Source organism: Paraburkholderia ribeironis (assembly GCF_900019265.1).
GTDB lineage: Bacteria > Pseudomonadota > Gammaproteobacteria > Burkholderiales > Burkholderiaceae > Paraburkholderia > Paraburkholderia ribeironis.
The window spans coordinates 15,880-33,298 of record NZ_CYGX02000059.1 but is presented as its reverse complement, the minus strand read 5'-3'; the positions used below and the strand labels follow the sequence as shown (position 1 = coordinate 33,298).

General features: G+C 63.0%; 10 protein-coding genes. 2 read left to right on the top strand and 8 right to left on the bottom strand.

Annotated features, from left to right (window positions below):
- Positions 1-2: 2 nt before the first annotated feature.
- From BN2475_RS24640 to BN2475_RS24605, 8 genes are read right to left on the bottom strand one after another with little or no spacing between them, the layout of a single operon-like run.
- On the bottom strand, positions 3-1,952 hold the full coding sequence (locus tag BN2475_RS24640) for an ATPase, T2SS/T4P/T4SS family (protein ID WP_094782096.1): 1,950 nt from the start codon (positions 1,950-1,952) through the stop codon (positions 3-5).
- A gap of 20 nt (positions 1,953-1,972) precedes the next feature.
- Entirely contained in the window at positions 1,973-3,769 is a 1,797-nt protein-coding gene (locus tag BN2475_RS24635; protein WP_094782095.1) for a type II and III secretion system protein family protein, read from the bottom strand.
- Between the two features lie 24 nt (positions 3,770-3,793).
- On the bottom strand, positions 3,794-4,891 hold the full coding sequence (gene cpaB / locus BN2475_RS24630; RefSeq protein WP_094782094.1) for a Flp pilus assembly protein CpaB: 1,098 nt from the start codon (positions 4,889-4,891) through the stop codon (positions 3,794-3,796).
- A 19-nt stretch (positions 4,892-4,910) separates the two neighbouring features.
- Entirely contained in the window at positions 4,911-5,117 is a 207-nt protein-coding gene (locus tag BN2475_RS24625; protein WP_094782093.1) for a hypothetical protein, read from the bottom strand.
- Position 5,118: 1 nt separating this feature from the next.
- Positions 5,119-5,847 (bottom strand): hypothetical protein, encoded by a 729-nt coding sequence (locus BN2475_RS24620; protein ID WP_094782092.1) that lies wholly within the window; start codon positions 5,845-5,847, stop codon positions 5,119-5,121.
- On the bottom strand, positions 5,844-6,812 hold the full coding sequence (locus BN2475_RS24615) for a hypothetical protein (protein WP_094782091.1): 969 nt from the start codon (positions 6,810-6,812) through the stop codon (positions 5,844-5,846). The genes BN2475_RS24620 and BN2475_RS24615 overlap by 4 nt, the downstream gene beginning before the upstream one ends.
- The gene (locus BN2475_RS24610) at positions 6,809-8,338 is read right to left on the bottom strand and encodes a pilus assembly protein TadG-related protein (protein ID WP_094782090.1); all 1,530 of its coding nucleotides are present in this window, start codon (positions 8,336-8,338) and stop codon (positions 6,809-6,811) included. Before BN2475_RS24610 ends, BN2475_RS24615 begins: the two co-directional genes overlap by 4 nt.
- 25 nt (positions 8,339-8,363) lie before the next feature.
- Positions 8,364-8,639 carry a Flp family type IVb pilin gene (locus BN2475_RS24605; RefSeq protein ID WP_094782089.1) on the bottom strand — a complete coding sequence of 92 codons (276 nt, stop codon included), beginning with the start codon at positions 8,637-8,639 and terminating at the stop codon, positions 8,364-8,366.
- Positions 8,640-9,385: 746 nt separating this feature from the next.
- On the opposite strand from BN2475_RS24605, the gene BN2475_RS24600 reads away from it, so the two are divergent.
- Both BN2475_RS24600 and BN2475_RS24595 read left to right on the top strand, forming a co-directional pair.
- A complete protein-coding gene (locus BN2475_RS24600; RefSeq protein ID WP_094782088.1) occupies positions 9,386-16,069 on the top strand; it encodes a YadA-like family protein in 6,684 nt (2,227 codons plus the stop codon).
- A gap of 94 nt (positions 16,070-16,163) precedes the next feature.
- The gene (locus BN2475_RS24595; RefSeq protein WP_094782087.1) at positions 16,164-17,279 is read left to right on the top strand and encodes an OmpA family protein; all 1,116 of its coding nucleotides are present in this window, start codon (positions 16,164-16,166) and stop codon (positions 17,277-17,279) included.
- Positions 17,280-17,419: the final 140 nt, after the last annotated feature.

Here is a 17,419-nt window from a genome sequence, read left to right as displayed (position 1 = left end):
TCTCAGTCGACGCGCGTGAAGATGCCCGTATTGACGGGAATGCGCCGGCGTATCAGGTCCTGATAGAAGTCGGGGATGTAGGCGGTGGGCACGAACTCGCCCCGAATCTTGCCGTCCGCGCCGAAACCTTCTTCCTTGAAGACGAACACGTCTTGTAGCGTGATCACGCCTGATTCGAGGCCGCCCACTTCGGTCACGTGCGTGACGCGCCGCGAGCCGCAGGAAAAGCGCGTTTGCTGCACGATGATGTCGATGGCCGAGCTGATCTGCTCACGGATAGCCTGCACCGGTAGATCGAGACCCGCCATCAGCGTCATCACTTCGAGACGCGCGATGCAGTCGCGTGGCGAGTTGGCGTGCGCCGTGGTTAGCGAACCGTCGTGACCGGTGTTCATGGCCTGCAGCATATCGAGCGCTTCGCCGCCCCGGCATTCGCCGACCACGATCCGGTCGGGCCGCATCCGCAAACAGTTCTTCACCAGGTCGCGGATCGGGACCGCGCCCTTGCCTTCCATGTTTGCGGGACGCGCTTCGAGCGACACGAGGTTCGGTTGCGACAGTTGCAGTTCCGCCGCGTCTTCCACAGTGACGATGCGCTCGTCGTCGGGAATGTAGTTCGACAGGACGTTCAGCAAGGTGGTCTTGCCCGAGCCGGTGCCGCCGGAGATGATGATATTGGCCCCATGCCTGACGGCCGTATGCAGAAACTCGAGCATGTCCGGCGACATGGAGTGGAACCCGAGCAGATCCTCGCCATCCAGTTTGCGCCGCAGAAACTTGCGGATGGTGATGCTTGGACCCTTCAGCGCGAGCGGCGGAATCACGGCGTTGACGCGCGAGCCGTCGGCGAGGCGCGCGTCCACCATCGGCGAGCTTTCGTCGATGCGGCGGCCGATCGGTGCGACGATGCGTTCGATTGCACCGAGCACCGCGCGATCGTCGGTGAAGATGACCGGCGAACGGCTCAACCGCCCGTCCTGTTCGATGAAAATCTCGTTATGGCAATTGACCATGATTTCCGACACGCTCGGATCGGCGATCAGTTCTTCGAGCGGCCCGAGTCCGATGATTTCATCGAACACGCTTTTCTTCAGGATGGCGAGCGGGATGTCCGTGGAGTGGAAGCTGCGGTCGTGATTCAGGATGTCGTCGAGCGCGGCGCTGACGGTTTTGCGCAACTCGTCCTCTTCCATGCGCGCGACGTTCAGACGCCGCAGGTCGAGCGCGGCAATCACTTTCATGTGCGCCTGCTTGCGCAATTCGATGCCAAGCGGACTGTTGATCGGCGCGACGGGCAGCTCGGCGGCGGCGGTTTTTCTGGCGTGCGCGGTGTGGATGCGCGGTCGTGTGTCGGGCGCGGGTCTGGTTTGAGCGACGCTCGCATTGTCACGCGCGGTGGACTGCGATTGAGCCGCGGCAGCGGTAACGGCGACGCGTTCGCTGGTGAGCGGGTTCAACGAGCCGACCAGGGTAGGCGCTGGAGCAGGCGCCGTGAAGGAAGGCTCGACGTGGGTCGACGGGCGAGCCTGTGGTGACGGCATTGGCGGCACTGGCCGCAGCGCCTGTAGCGCGTGCGGCGCGGCACGGACGGTCTGCGAGTCAGCGACGGACGCTGCCGGCGTACGATGCGACTCCTGCGCGCGCTGCGCTGACGGTGTCGTGGTGGCAGCGCGAACGATCCTGATCGTCGTCATGCCGACCTCGATCTGATCCGCCTCGGTCAGTGGCCCATAGCGCGTGATTGGCAAACCGTTCACGAGCGTCGCCACGATCCCACCCTGGTCCTCGATGTAATAGGCGTTGTTTTCCCTGACGATGCGCGCCTGCACCTTGCCGATCAATAACCCTCTAACGACGATGTCGCAACTCGCGTTCTTGCCGATCGTGCAACCACGTTCGACTTGCAACGCCTGCATCGGCGCATTGCGCGTGTGTATCTGAAGATTGAGCATGATGTTTCCTCGCTCGCCGGTCAGTTGGCCGGACTGCCGAGCACGCCGACTTGCTGCGGCGGGACCTTGCCGTTCGACGCCGGTTGTGCGGCGTCACGCGGAGCGCTTGGCGCGGCAGGCGGATATTGCGCCGCGTTCAGCATGCGCAGCGCCTCGGCGACGCCCTCTGGCGGCGCGCTGGCAGCTGGCGGCTGCGGCGCAGGTCGCGCCGGCGCGGGATGGTCCGTGGATGTCTGAATGGGCGTGGATGTCGGAGCAGGTGTCGAGACGGGCTCCTGCTCCCTCGCCGAGGGCAACACATCGGTGTGAGGCTGCGCGCGATCCAGCGGAGCCCGCGATAGAGTCCGGTCCGAAACCGGCGCTGGTGGCAGCGCGCGCTCCGGGGCTGGTGCGGGCGTTAGCTCTACCGGCGGCGTGCTGCGGATGGGCGCCGGAAGAAACGCCGGGGTTGTCCTGACAGGCTGGCGCGGTGCGCTCGAATGCGTCGCCTTTTCCTCATCCGCGACAAGCGGTTCGGGATTGCCATACTCTTTGCGGAAGCCCTGGTCCACCCTGTCGGCGCGCGCCAGCAGATTCTCGTTGGGTTCGAGCGCCGGATCGGAGATGAGCGGAGTCACAAAAATCACCAGGTCGCTCTTCTTCGCGCGGAAGCTGTCCGAACGGAACAGCTGGCCGATGATAGGCAATTGCCCGAGGAACGGCATGCCGTTCGAATCGGTGACCGCATCCGCGCTGACGAGGCCGGAGATCGCGAGTGTCTCGCCGGCTCGCATCGAAATATCGGAACTCGTGTTGCGGGTCAGGAAGCCAGGCAGGCCGCCGTACGACACTGTCGGGTCGATCTGGCTGATTTCGGTGGTCAGATGCGCCGAGATGATGTTGTTTGCGTCGACGACGGGCACGATGCTCAGTTTGATCCCGTAGTCCTTGTACTGAACGTTGACGGTGCCCAGTGCACCCGATTGCGGAATCGGCACTTGGCCGCCGGCGAGAAAACTCGCCGTGCCGCCGCTCTTCGTATTCAGTTCGGGTGCAGCGAGAATGAACGCATCGCCGTTGTTGATCGCGAAGTGGATCTGCGACGTGATATTGGTCGCGATGCCCGCAAGAAAATAGCTCGTGCCCGCGGTGGCAGCTTTGGCGGCGCCGGTCGCGAAGCTCGCGGCCCCGCCTACCTGCGGTCCGTTGAACGCGCTGTCCCACGCAATGCCGAGGTTTCTCTGCGCATTGCGCGTGATTTCCATGATTTGCACCTTGAAGTGGACTGTCTTTTTGAGCGCGTCCCCTTCATCCACCTTGGTGGTGTCGAGCACGTTTTTCATGTCTTGCGTGGCGGCTTTGACAATCGGGACCATGTCCCGATGCACGACACCGGACAGGACGATGTTCGAGCCGATCGCATCGATCTGCAATCCCGCTACCGGCTGCAGTACCGCACGCAACTGTTGCACCGACGCATTCACTTCCGCCTTGGCGATGCGAACCGTGGTTTGCAGCGCAATGCCTTTGTCATTCCAGACCACCAGCGACGTGATGCCATCCCGTTCGCCGAGCAGCATCAGACTGCCGTCGACCACATTCGCGGTGAGCAGCTTGCCGTTGCCGATCGCGATGCGTTTGATCGTGCCCGCAATGGGCAGGATGCGGACTTCACCGCTATACATTTCGAGCACGTGTGGGCTCGCCAACGCGTCGGCCGAGGTGGCGGCCATCGGGTAGACGGCGCGAGCGGGCGCGGCGTCGCACAACACCATGCCGATGACGACGCACAGCAGGACCCAGTGACGCAATCGCGCCGCATTGTGTTTGACTTTCATGGTGTGAAACCTTGACTCGGTGCTTTAGTTCTGCCTGGACGTGCTGGGCGCAGCCGCCTTCTGGAGTTGTTGCGCGATCGCGTTGGCCTGCTCGTACACGCTTGGCTCGCGCTGCGTCGCAGCGGGTGCGGGTGGCTTCGCGTCGGCCGGGGCGCGGGCGGCGGCGGGCATATCCGGCGCGGGAGCCGGCTGCGCGGCGGGACTCACCAACACGCTGGTGCTGTTCATCCCGCCGCCCGCAATCACTTCCACGACCTGAGCGGCCGGACCCTTGCCGGCGGGCAGCGTGCCTCGGGTGGGATCGACGAATACGTCGCTTTCCTGCACCAGCGGCGGGCCGTCGTTACCCTTGTCGTCGGCGTTGCGCAGGATCAGACGCAAGCCGCCGATCTTCTGCGCGAGCGCGACGCGCGGCACATCGTCGACTGATAGCTGCAACGTGACGGTGGTGTAGCCCATGCCTTGCTGCCGGCTCATCGCGCTGCTGTTGGCATTCGCCGGGTCCTGCTGCGCGGCTTCGCCCGCGTCGCGAGGGCGCATGTCCTGGCCGGTCGCGAGAACCAGCACGTCCGCTTTCAGCAGTTGCGCGACTTTCTTGTCGTCGGACGCGTGGTCTTCGCGGAAGACCCTGCCGACCCAATACAGATCGACCCGATTGCCTGGACGAAGCAGCAGAGCCGTCGAATTCACCGTGTCGATTTCCACTGTCAGCGCGCGTTGTCCGGTGGGCAGCACGTCCGAGAAATCACGGCCGCGTAGCACGTCGATGTCGGCGGCGCGCAGCGGCAGACCGCGCCGCACCGGTTTGACGAGGTGCGACGTGCGGTACTTCTCGAAGTCATCCGGGCGGATCATGTCGTCGTAGACCAGATAACCCGGAATCTCGCGGGCAACGAAGACGCTGCTCGACAACGGCGTGCCGACCGGTACATCGCGCTGCGGCACGACCACCTGGACGCCCGCGCCTGCCGTTTGCGCGGCAATGTCGGCCTTGAGCTTGTTCTCACGGTCGTTCAGGTACTTGTAGAGGAGAAACGTGAGACCGCCTGCCACCAGAACGGCAAGCAACAGCAGCACCCAGGAGTTTGCGAGGAGCGAGCGGAGTTTGATTTTCTTGAGCATGACAATCGACCGTCGCCGGTCAGGGAAGCGATAGGGCGAAGCTGTAAGCGCCGAAAAACGACTTCAAGCCGGAGACGAGCGCCACGAACGGCGCGGCGGTGTCGCCCGACGCGATCAGCAGAATGCCGATCAAAGCAGTTGTGACGACGAGGTATTCCGCGTACGTCTGGCCGCGTTGCCGACTACGTCGCCTCGCGAAGTGAGTGAAGCGCCCCGGTGGTTGCATCTCAACGGTTCCTTATTGCATTGACGATTGCGACGGTCCTGCCGTCGCGATCGGAAAAACTCGCGTCCACGCTATCGCTGCCGCGCTGCATCGCGAATGCCGTGCCTTCAGCGTGTACGCTGCCACTGAACTGATAGTCCGGCTGACGGCCCACGCTCACCCAGCCGCGCGCCGCGAGATCGTTGCGGTAGCGCTGCGCGTTCCAGCGCGCCTCGCCAGGGATGTCGAGCAACCATGTGCGCCCGGTTTGCTGCGGATCGCGGCTCTCGATATCGGAAACCACCTTGCTGTTTTCCGGCAGCGGAACCGCGGAATCGGGTAGCCGGTGCCCGGCCTGGTCGCTGTCGAGCCGGATCACGCTCATGAGACCGCGCGTGCGGCCGGCCTCCGCTTGTGGTGGAATGCTGAGCACGTAGAGGCATTGACGGTCCAAAGCACTCAGCAGTAGTCCTGATGAATTGCGCTGACCTTTCGCCGGCACGTTTTCGCCAGTCCAGAAATCGCGGAATGCCTTCGACACGTCATCCGTTGTTCCGGCGAACTGCATCCCGACGACCGAGGCGGGCACACCGTTGACGATCATGTCGCGTCCGATCGCCAGGGTGCTTTGCGGCGGTACGGGCGTCTTGTTGCAGGCGCTACCAGCCAGCGCGGCACCGGCGATCAGCACACCGGACATCAACGCGCTGGCGAGGCATGCGCCGCGTGCGAGGTGATGGAAGCATGTCATTGATTCAAACGGCTCGGCGGGACGACGTCTTGCCGGATGCGGCCGAATTCAAGCGTCGAAATCTCAGGCGCGTACTTTTGCAGCCCCAGATAGCCGCTGGACGGCACGAGTGCGACGTTCACCGCCGGCACGGCCTGGCTGAACAGTGCTTCGTTGCTGGCGGAACCGTCGGGCACCCAGGCGTTGGTCATTAGCACATTCGTGTCAGAGAACGTGAGACCGCTGAATGCCGGCAGCAGACCGTCTTTCGGCAAGAGCCGCTTCAGCGCGTCGCTGTTGCGCGCGATTGAGATGCTGACGAAGCCGGATTGCAGCGTGCTGGTCGGCACGCTCAGGTGTGCGACGTATTGACCGCCAGTGGCGGTGGGAACGGGCCACTGGGCGAGGGCGCCGCCGCTTTGGGCGCTCGCGGGATCGGCTGCCACGCTGGTGCCGACCGCGACGTCGTCCGTGGAGGTCAGCAAAGGATTGCCGCCGTAGTCGTGCCACATGGACGGCCGGGACGCGGCCAGCTGGGTCTGCTTGCGATCGGTGCTGGCGATTGGCGCACCGTCGCCTGCCATCAGACGTTGCATCACTTCGCCCTTGAGCTCGGCGTCCGACTTGCTCACGCTCAGCGCGGCGCTGCCGTAGGTGCTGGACCATCCTTCAGTAGTGCTCGGGTCGCCGGTCAGCGGTTTCGTGGCGCCGCTCGTCGCCCAGACGGTGCATCCCCATGGCTTCGTGGTGTCGTTTTCGGCCCCAGCGATGCAACTTTGTGGATCCGTGGCCTCGCTGTCCGTCCACACGGTGCGTTCCCAGGCGACATAGCGTGAACTCATCAGCGTGCGGTTGCGCACGTCGTTGAACTTGCCGAGCATCACGATGGCAAGCAGCAGCACGCTCATGACCATGACCATGGCAACGAGGAATTCCGCCATAGCCTGACCGCCTTGCGCGGTGGCGTTCGGGTAGATGGGCCTCATTGCGCTTGAACCTGCGACGCTTGCGGGATCTGGTCGGCCTGAGCCGCAGCGCGTTCGCTTGCGCTGACCGGCGCAAGCGCGGCTTGCCAGTACGGGCTGAAGAGGCTCGGGTATTCGGTCTTATGGTCGGGGCGTGCCCATTGATCGCCGTTCAGCAGGCCACCCATGATCGAGTTGCCTGGCGAGGTCTCGTCCGGCCGCACGAAGTACGCGTGCGCGCTCGACAGTGCGCGCATTGCGCCGCCAGCCGCGTTGGGATCGACATTCATGTGTCCGCTGCCACGCAGGCCCACGGTCTTCATCAGCGTGTCGGTGTTGCGCGTGACTTCGATCGTGATGCGTGGCGCCTGTGCGGCGAGTGGTGTGCCGTTCACTTCCTGATAAGGCAGCAGGCCGCCGTTGGCCGGATCGAGCGATGGGCCGGGGCCAAGTCTGAACTGTTCGGCCATCGCGTCCGGCACCTGCCATCCGGGCCTCGCGCTACCCGTGTAGCCGAAGTTGAAGTAGCCGCCATAGCCTTGCCAGTCCTGCCATGCCGCGAACGGCGGATGGGCCATGAAGCTGGTGATATTGCCGTTGGCGCTGCCGCCATAACCGGCTTCGGATTCGATCGGTCCAATACAGCTGATCCATAAGTGCGCGGTACTCGCGTCGATGGACTGCCAGCCGGCTTTGTCGCTACGTAGCTGAGTGCCGCCGTCGTGCGTCACATTGACGGTGAACGAGCTGTTGGCGCCGCAGATTTTGTTGGCGCTGTCGTTCAATTGCTGGAAGTTCGGCGCGACGCTGCGCACCGAGTCGCGATTCTTGACGAGGCCGTCGAGCGTGTCTGCGTCCGTCACCACATCGGCAAAGTCATCCTGGCCGGCGGTGCCGGCCGGCGTCACGGTGGCGGTGTACGAAGTCCACGCCGCCAGCTGCGCCGCATTGCGCGCACTGGTGAAGTAGCCGCTGGTGACGCGTGTATCGGGCTGGTTGAGCTGTGCGATTGCGTTGGCCGTGTCGGGGACGGCGGTGAAGACCGCCGCGTGATAGTTGGCCTGCGCCACGCTCAGCGCGCGATTGAGCACGCCGATATTGGCGGCCACGGTAGGCAGCAGCGCGTCGAGCGCGGCGCGCACCGGCGCGATGTCGGCTTTGCCGATCTGTTTTGGCGTACTCCATAGCGCCGGGTGATCCGCTACTGCGTTGATCGTCTTGTCGAGGTCCGACAGCGAGTAAGTCGCGTCGAGTTCGTCGATCCATGATTTCAGGGCCACCACCTGCGCGGCGGTGACCTGATTGGCGATCATGGCCCGGTTCGTGTATGCGGAGAAATTGTAGTCGCGCGCCTGAAGCACGGCTGCGCTGTATGCGGCGGCGTCGGCCGTGTTCTGAAGCTTGATCCTGGCGCTAGTCATCTGGAACGAGTTGAACGCTACGTACAGGCCGATGCAGCCGACCAGAAGAAACAGCAGTGCAGGGACCAGCGCCTGCCCGCTAGCGCTGGCGAGCCTGGCCCTGCCCTCGCGGGCAGAGCGTTTCATGACGGATATCGCCAATCTGACGAGATTAGTTGTTGTTGCTGTCGTTATACGTACCCATGTTCTTCGTCTTGTCGGCGTTCGTCGTTGCCGTATTTGCGTTGCTCTTCGCGTTGTCGATGTTGCCCTGGGCGTTCTGACCGGACATCTCAATAGCGAGGCCGGCCGTCTGGTTACGCAGCGTCTGGCCGAACAGCGAATACACGCCGATGGCCGACACCGCGATCAGCGCGACGATGATGATGTATTCCGTCATGCCTTGACCCAGTTGCTTATTCTTTTGGCGAATTGGTGAGGATTTCATGATTTCAATTTTGAAGACGTTAATTCGGAAGGCTGGACACGGTTGTTCAGATTTTTCCGTTACCGAAAAAACGTGGACTAAGAAAAGGTTTATCAAAAAATGCACGAGCAACAGTGTCAGGGCAAAGTATAGAAATGGATCTATCTTGCAAATTTGCGAAATTTCCCAATCTCGATGACACTATTCCGCATACTGTGCGGCGCGAAAAATTTATAGCAATTTAAATATTGCGACGAACGTCGGCGCATGACTGTGCGAACGCCGGGGCGGTTGCGCTTCTGGCGTCTCGCTATTGCCGCACACGCATGCGCAGTGCATGGCGATGCGCTGGAATGGCCGCCAGACAAGGCTGTCAGCGAGGTCGTTTCGATGCTGGCGCGATGCGCGGCCAGCCGCTATCTACCGTAATCGATCTATTTTCGATACCTGTCGATTCAGATCCGTTGCAAAGACGAGACGGCTGTCACGTGATCGCGCGATTTCCCGCTTGAGCTTAAATCTGCCCAATTCAAGCTGGGATTGCTTTGCGCCGCCGACTGCGATTTCTCGCGTGATCGTACAGATATTTCCTACATGATTTCCGCGTTTCCTGATTTTTAGGGATAAAGCCGCCGGTTAGATTTACCACGCGTGAAAAAATTTGGGTCGAGTCCTGAATGTGCCGGCCAGTTTTTTTGCCGGAAGCGTGTGCGCACGATTTCTCAAATCGAATTGCAAGCGGGGCTTGCCCTCCATTTAGGGAATTTATGAACAAGTCGTATATCAGCGTCTGGAATGACGTCTCAGGAACGTGGGTCGCTGCGCCCGAGACTGCCAGGACCCATCGCGGCGCGGGAGCCGCCTCCTCCCAGACAATCCCGCTCTGCGGGGAGAGCGCGAGTCGTCCGGCCACTCCGCTCAAGGCAGCGTTCATGCCGATCGCGATGGCCATCGGCGTGGCCATGTTGCCGGGTATGGCGGCAGCCCAGGCGACAACCGGCAACGGTGGTCTCGAGTTGTGCCCCGGCGGCGTGGGCGGGGTGGGGTCTTCGTGGGGGCCGCTGTCGAGTGCCGTCGGCATCATGGACTGCAGCTCGACCGGCGAGTCCACTAACGGCATGTCGTTCTCGTTGAACAACTCGGCAGCCGACAACGGCGCGTGGGGCTTCAACAGTTCGAACATCACGGCGCGCGTCACCGGTTATGACGACGGCCGGCTCGAACTGAAGGGCATGGGTGGCATCAGCATGCTCAACGACGTGAGCATGACCGGCAACAAGATCACGGATCTGGCAGCGGGCGGTGTCTCGTCGGGGAGTGCGGACGCGGTCAATGGCGCGCAGCTTTATCAGTACACGCGATATTTCCAGGCGAACTCGCCGTCGAGTGACGCGTCGACCGATGCGCGGGCACTGGGCACCAGTACAGTTGCTTCCGGGCCGTCATCGCTGGCGATCGGCGACAACTCCAGCGCATACGGCGCGAATGCCGTCGCGGTGGCAACCAATTCGGTTGCACTGGGTGCAGGCTCGGTTGCTGCTCGGCCCGACGCGGTGTCGGTCGGCTATCTGTCCGCGGACGGCAAAGCGCAGTATACGAGGCAGATCACTAACGTGACCGAAGGCTCGGCGGGCACCGACGCGGTCAACGTGGACCAGTTGAATGCCGCGATCGCTGGTATTGATCCGGGGCTCCGCCCGCCCGTCGACAACCCGGTGGCATATGACAGTTCCACGTCGGACCTGATCACACTCAAGGGCACGCGCGGCACGAAGATCCAAAACCTGGTGGCTGGCGACATCTCGTCGGCACACAGTATGGAAGCCGTGAATGGTTCGCAGTTGTTCGAGACGAATCAGAACGTCGCCGGCGTGTCGAGCAATCTCGCCAACGTGACGAATATCGTCAACAACTGGACCAACGGCATTTCGCCGCTCACGGTGGCGTATGACTCGCTTGCGCGCGACACGGTGACGCTCGGCGGCACGGACAGCGCGCCGGTCAAGCTGCGCAACGTGGCGGCTGGCGACATCTCGTCCGCGTCGAGCAACGAAGCGGTCAACGGCGGCCAGTTGTACAAGACGAACAAAGACCTGGACGCGCTCGCGGCGAACGTCGGGCAGATCGGGGACGGCCTCTACGATCGGGGCGTCAGGTACTTCCATGCCAATTCGGCATTCGATGATTCGTCGGCGGTCGGTACGGAGTCGGTGGCGATCGGCGGCGCAGCCGTCGCATCGGCAAACAACTCGGTCGCGCTGGGATCGAACTCGGTGGCCGATCGTGACAGTGCGGTGTCGGTGGGCGCGGCTGGTGTGCAGCGCCAGATCATCAACGTGGCAGAAGGCACGCAAGACACCGACGCTGTCAACGTGCAGCAGATGAATACGGCCATCCACAATGCCTCGATTGGCAGCGGACCCGATGCGGTCATCTATGACTCGCCAGCGCATGACACGCTCACGCTCGGTGGCACAGTCGCTCCCACGCCACCGGTTCTCGTGAAGAACCTGGCAGCCGGTCAGATCGTATCGGGCAGCAATGACGCAGTGAACGGCGACCAGCTGTACAAGTCGGCCAGTGGCCTGGCTTCGGCACTGGGCGCCGGTGCGTCGGTCAGTTCGGACGGCTCGATCACCGCGCCGGGTTATCTGATCAGCGGTACCACGTACAACAATGTCGGCGATGCTTTGTTCGCGCTCAACACGGCCGCGGGCGATCTGGTCAGCGCGGCGAAGTATGTCAAGGTCGTGTCGACCGCGCCCGCCGCGCTGGTAAGCGGTGGTGAGTCGGTGGCGATTGGCGGCGGAGCGATGGCGACCAAGGTGAACACGCTCGCAATCGGCACGGGCGCGAGCGCAACGTTCGAAAATTCCACGGCGATCGGCGTGAACGCCACTACGGACGCATCCTATACGGTGTCGGTCGGCAGCAAGGGTGCGGAGATGCGCATCACGCACGTCGCGGACGGTATGGATGCGACCGACGCGGTTACGGTGGGCCAAATGGAGTATCAGATAGCTCAGGCGTTGGGCTCGTCGAGCAGTGGCGTGAAGTCGATGGGGGCGATTCCGGTGCCGGTGACGGACTATATTGCAGTGAGTCCGAACGTGACCCAAGGGTCCAGCACGTCTGCTTCAAACGCTACCAATGCCATGGCGATCGGCCCGGTGGCGGCCGCGACTGGAACCAACGCACTCGGCGTCGGCGCAGGTGCTGCGGCGGGCAGCGATGACAGCACCGCAGTCGGTTCGGGCGCGGGCGCGTTGTCGGTGAACTCGACGGCCATCGGCGCGAGCGCAACGGTTGGCGCGCTGTCCGACAACTCGGTGTCCATCGGTTACAACACCCGTGCCAGTCAGGTCAATGCGTTGGCATTGGGCGCGTATGCCAGCTCCACGAGTGCCGGTTCCGTCGCGATTGGCTATAAGTCGTTCGTTTGGCAAGCCGCCACTAACGGGGTGGCGCTGGGTGTGAACGCTGAGGTCTCTGCCGCGAATAGCGTGGCGATCGGCTCCGGCGCGATTGCCGATCGTGCCAACGCGGTCTCGGTGGGCAACTCCACCAGACAGAGCCAGATCATCAACCTGGCAGCGGGCACCAGCGGCACCGACGCGGTGAACGTCAACCAGCTGTCGGGCGTGGCCGCTGCGATCGGCGGTGGCGCAGCGGTGAACCCCGATGGCACGATCAAGAGTCCGAGTTTCACGATCGGCGGTCAGACTTATGCCGACGTCGGCACAGCCCTCGCGGCTGCAACGGCCAACTCGGTGCAATACGATACGCCCGCGCACACCGGTCTGACGCTGGGTAGTACGGGTACGCCGGTGACGGTCGCTAACGTGGCCGCTGCGACGGCCGACGACCAGGCCGTGAATCTCAAGCAATTGAAAGACGCTGGCTTGAACGTCGACCCAACAACAGGCGACGTCACCAACTCTTTCGTCGCGTACGACGACACCACGCTCGATGCGATCACGTTAAAGGGTGCGAATGGCACGACGATCGCGAACGTGAAGGCGGGTGATCTTTCGCCGGACAGCATGGAGGCGGTCAACGGCAGCCAGCTCTCCGAGACGAACGCAAACGTGGCGAACGTAGCCGGTGACCTGGCGAACGTCGCGGGCAACGTCACCAACGTGACCAACATCGTCAACAACATCGTTGTCGATGGTGGTGGTATCAAGTATTTCCACACCAATTCGTCGCTCGACGATTCGTCGGCAACCGGCGTGGACTCGGTCGCTATCGGCGGCGCAGCGAGTGCTACGGCAGCCAATTCGGTGGCGCTGGGTACAAACTCGGTGGCGGACCGTGTCAACACGGTGTCGGTGGGAGCGGCCGGTGCGGAGCGCCAGATCGTCAACGTGGCCAACGGCACGAACAGCACCGACGCGGTGAACGTGTCGCAGTTGGAGGCGCTGGGCGCGAACATCGGCGGCGATGGCTCGGTGACGAACAGCTTCGTCTCGTACGACGATGCGGCGAAGAACAAGGTCACGCTCGGTGGCGTCGGTGCGACTGTGCCGGTTCTACTGGGCAACCTTGCCGACGGTCAGATCGCTGCATCGAGCGACAATGCTGTGACAGGCAGGCAGCTCTACAACACGGCGCACTCGACCGCGCAAGCACTGGGCGGCGGTGCAAGCGTTCTCGACGATGGCACCCTGTCGCAACCGTCGTATGTGATCGCCGGTAGCCCGTATGCCGATGTGGGCTCGGCACTGACTGCTGTCGACGGTGAGCTCGGCCAGATCAACACGAACTTCGCGACCAACCTGAAGTACGTCAAGGTGGTGTCGGATTCGGCAACTGCGCAGGCGAGCGGCTCGGAGTCGATTGCAATCGGCGGCAACGCAATGGCGACCAAGTCGAATGCGCTGGCAATCGGCGCGGGCGCAAGCGCGGGCTTTGCCAATTCGACTGCGCTCGGCGTGAATGCGGTCACGGATGCGGAAAACACGTTATCGGTTGGCTCGAAGGGGGCGGAAGTGCGCATCACGCACGTCGCGAACGGTATCGATGCGACCGATGCGGTGAACATGGCCCAATGGAACGATCTGCAGGCGCAACTGCTAGCGGACACGACCAGCGGCGTGAAGTCGATGATGCAAAGTTCGAACGCCGTGCTGAGTTACATCGCGGTGAGCTCGAAAGTGGTGGCTGGCGCGAACACGACCGCTTCGGATGACCTGAACACCATGGCAATTGGCCCCGTCGCGAGCGCTACGGGCGATGGTGCCCTGGCGGTCGGCGGGGGTTCCATCGCCGGCAGCGCCGGGTCGACCGCAGTCGGCTCGGCGGCCGGCGTTGCATCCATCAACGCGACGGCAATCGGTGCCGGTGCAACGGTCGGCGCGCTGTCGGCCGACGCGGTGTCGATTGGCTACAACGCCCGTGCGAGCGCAGTCGACGCGATCGCCGTGGGGACAACCGCCAGCGCTACGAGTACTGGTTCCGTTGCGATCGGCTACGGCTCGTTCGTCAGTCAGGGTGCTACGAACAGCATGGCGTTTGGTTGGCATGCGACGGCCAACGCGGCGGACAGTGTTGCAATCGGCTCGAACTCGATTGCCGATCGTGCCAACGCGGTGTCGGTGGGCAACTCCACCAGCCAGAGCCAGATCATTCACCTGGCGGCGGGTACCAGCGGCACCGACGCGGTGAACGTGAACCAGCTGTCGGGGGTGACTGCTGCGATTGGTGGTGGCGCATCCGTGAACCCGGATGGCACGATCAAGCGTCCGAGTTACACGATCGGCGGGCAGACCTATACCGACGTGGGCGCGGCGCTGGTTGCGGCGGCGAACTTTGGGGGCACAGGCCCGGCCGATGCAGTGACGTACGACACGCCCGCGCATACCAGCGTCAAGCTGGGTAACGCGGGTACGCCGGTGACGGTATCGAACGTGGCCAATGGTGTGGCGGACCCCGATGCGGTGAACGTTAGCCAGTTGAAGGCGATGGGCGCGAACTTCGATGGTAACGGCAACGTGTCGAACGCATTTGTCGCGTATGACGATGTGACCAAGAGCAAGATCACACTGGGCGGCGCGACTGCGCCGCCGGTGAACTTGACGAACGTCGCCGTTGGCGCGGTCACCTCGGGCAGCAAAGAAGCGATCAACGGTTCGCAATTGTTCGGCGCGATGAGCAGTACCGCAGCCGCGCTGGGCGGCGGCTCGACGGTGGGTTCGAACGGCCAGGTCAGCAAACCCACATACACCGTCGGTGGCGGCACGTACAGCGGCGTAGACGCCGCAATCGGCGCCCTCAACGCGGCGATCGTGACCGGTGGGAACCCGGATGGCGTGATCTACGATACCCCCGCACACGACAAGCTGACGCTGGGTAATGCGGCTACGCCGGTTACGATCGCGAACGTGGCCGCTGCAACGACCGACGATGAAGCAGTGAACCTCAAGCAATTGAAAGACGCTGGCTTGAACGTCGATCCAACAGGCAACGTGACCAACCCATTGGTCACGTACGACGACACCAGCAAGACCACGCTGACCTTCAACCCGGGCGGCGCCCCGACCCAGTTGAAGAACGTGGCGGCTGGCACCGCCGCGACCGACGCCGTCAACGTCGGCCAGATGCAGACGTATGTCTCCGACTATGTGACGAACAATGGTGGTGGCGGCGGCACCGCAAACGCCGTCGCCTACGACGACGCATCGAAGAGCAAGGTGACATTGGGTGGCGCGGGTTCGACCACGCCGGTCACGCTGACTAACCTGGCGAACGGCACCAGCGCGACGGACGCCGTCACCTACGGACAGTTCTCGAGCCTGCAGAGCCAGATTAACAACCTGGCCAGGGGCGATACGGGCGGCGGTACGTACGTCAACATCGGCTCACCAGGTTCCGGCGGCGGCACGGCGGCGGTTGCCTCGGGTTCGGACGCAATTGCAATCGGCAATGGCGCCGCGGCAACCGGTAGTGGCGCGATTGCAATCGGCAAGGGCGCGGTGACGGCGGGTGACAACTCAGTCGCGATGGGTGCCGGCGCAACGGCGCCGAATGCCAACGCGGTCGCGCTGGGCTCGAACTCGACCACGGATCGGGACAACTCAGTATCGGTGGGGTCCGCCGGTGCGGAGCGTCAGATCACGAACGTCGCGGCCGGTACGCAGTTGACCGACGCGGTCAACCTGGGTCAGTTGAACAATGCGATGGGCGGCATGAACAACACGATCCACAACGTCGATCGTAATGCCGCCAAGGGTATTGCATCGGCATCGGCGCTGAACATCGTGACGCCGTACCTGCCGGGTCGCACCACCATGAACGCAGGTATCGCCAACTATCGTGGTTACCAGGCTGTCGGCCTCGGTGTGTCCCGCTGGAACGAGAAGGGCACGATCAACTACAACCTTGGCGTGTCCACCTCGGGCGGCAACAGTACCATCGTCCGCGCTGGTATCGGCATCGTACTCGGCAACTAGGCGAAGGCCGCAAGGCTTTGAATAGAGGCTTGAGGCGTTAGCTGTCTGGGTCGCACGGGAAGCTTCCGTGCGACCCTTTCCATGAGAGACAGACATGAAGTATTCGTTAATTGCCATCGCGCTTGCCGCGATGCTCGCAGGATGTTCGTCGTCCGCGACGCGCGATCACCTGCAGATCCAGGATCCCACGGTCCTGCAAACCGGATTCAACGCGACGCAGAATCAGGCGGCGGGAGCGGTGACGTCACAGTGGATTGCGACGTACGGCGGCGTCAAGAACGCTGCGATGCTACGTTCATTGAATGCCCGCTTGACCGCGCTCGGTGAGCGCAAAAATAACTACTTCGGCGACAAGGCGCAGTGCTGGCTGGACGCTGCGCGCGACGAACGTTCGTTGCACGACGGTTGGGGCTTTGTCGAGGAGGCGCTGGTGGAGTCCAACCGTCTGACCACGGCGCTGGAAACTGGCCAGGGCCTTTCCGTCGAGAATCCGGAATTGCGCACCGTGTCAGTGATCCGGCCGGATTTATGGAAGCAGGTCCTGGCGGCCAAGACCTCGCCGCTGTTTCCGCAGTGCCAGGAAGCGCAGCGTTTGACGGCCTGTTCCGAAGTCGAGTTGATGCACGCCGGTCATGAGGCGTGGACGCGTGACTTCGACGAGAGCCAGCGTCTGGTCGATGGCGTCGAGAAGGGTTTGCCGGCCATCGGGGCTGCCCTCCAGGCTTGTACGCCGCCGCCCGTCGCGGGTGTGACGACCATCCCGCCAAAGGTGACGCTGCAAGCCGACGCAACCTTCAGGTTCGATCGTGGCGATATGGCAGGCATCCTGCCCAGCGGCAAGGCCAAGCTCGACCAGCTGCTGCACGATCTCAATCAGGTTGACGACGTGACGGGCATCCGCGTTGAAGGCTATACGGACCGCCTGGGTAGCGACAGCTACAACCGTCAGTTGTCGGCGAGGCGTGCGGAGACTGTCAAACGCTACCTGCAGAACGGTGGCGTCAAGACACCGATAACGGCGCGTGGCCGCGGCAAGGAAAATCCGCTGGTGCAGTGTAACGACCGCAACCGTCAGGCGCTGATCGACTGTCTTGCACCGAACCGTCGCGTCGAACTCGACTTTGCGCGCAGTAATGCGCAGACGTCGGTTGCGCCGCAGGGCCAGCGCATGCAATCGCAACGCCCGCTGCAAGATCAGCAGGGAGAGTGACACAAGGAACGACCGGGCCAGCGTGGCCGGTCGTTCTTTTCATCGGGGAGTACTCCCAATGAGTAGCACGAACGCGAACAGGATTCGCGTTCTGCTTCTCTGTGATTTTCGCACGCCACTTTTTGCATCGGGTCTGGTTA

Bases quoted from the DNA above. Each gene is read 5' to 3' on its own strand.
- BN2475_RS24640 (WP_094782096.1), bottom strand. From the start codon at position 1,952: ATGCTCAATCTTCAGATACACACGCGCAATGCGCCGATGCAGGCGTTG.
- BN2475_RS24635 (WP_094782095.1), bottom strand. From the start codon at position 3,769: ATGAAAGTCAAACACAATGCGGCGCGATTGCGTCACTGGGTCCTGCTG.
- cpaB (WP_094782094.1), bottom strand. From the start codon at position 4,891: ATGCTCAAGAAAATCAAACTCCGCTCGCTCCTCGCAAACTCCTGGGTG.
- BN2475_RS24625 (WP_094782093.1), bottom strand. From the start codon at position 5,117: ATGCAACCACCGGGGCGCTTCACTCACTTCGCGAGGCGACGTAGTCGG.
- BN2475_RS24620 (WP_094782092.1), bottom strand. From the start codon at position 5,847: ATGACATGCTTCCATCACCTCGCACGCGGCGCATGCCTCGCCAGCGCG.
- BN2475_RS24615 (WP_094782091.1), bottom strand. From the start codon at position 6,812: ATGAGGCCCATCTACCCGAACGCCACCGCGCAAGGCGGTCAGGCTATG.
- BN2475_RS24610 (WP_094782090.1), bottom strand. From the start codon at position 8,338: ATGAAACGCTCTGCCCGCGAGGGCAGGGCCAGGCTCGCCAGCGCTAGC.
- BN2475_RS24605 (WP_094782089.1), bottom strand. From the start codon at position 8,639: ATGAAATCCTCACCAATTCGCCAAAAGAATAAGCAACTGGGTCAAGGC.
- BN2475_RS24600 (WP_094782088.1), top strand. From the start codon at position 9,386: ATGAACAAGTCGTATATCAGCGTCTGGAATGACGTCTCAGGAACGTGG.
- BN2475_RS24595 (WP_094782087.1), top strand. From the start codon at position 16,164: ATGAAGTATTCGTTAATTGCCATCGCGCTTGCCGCGATGCTCGCAGGA.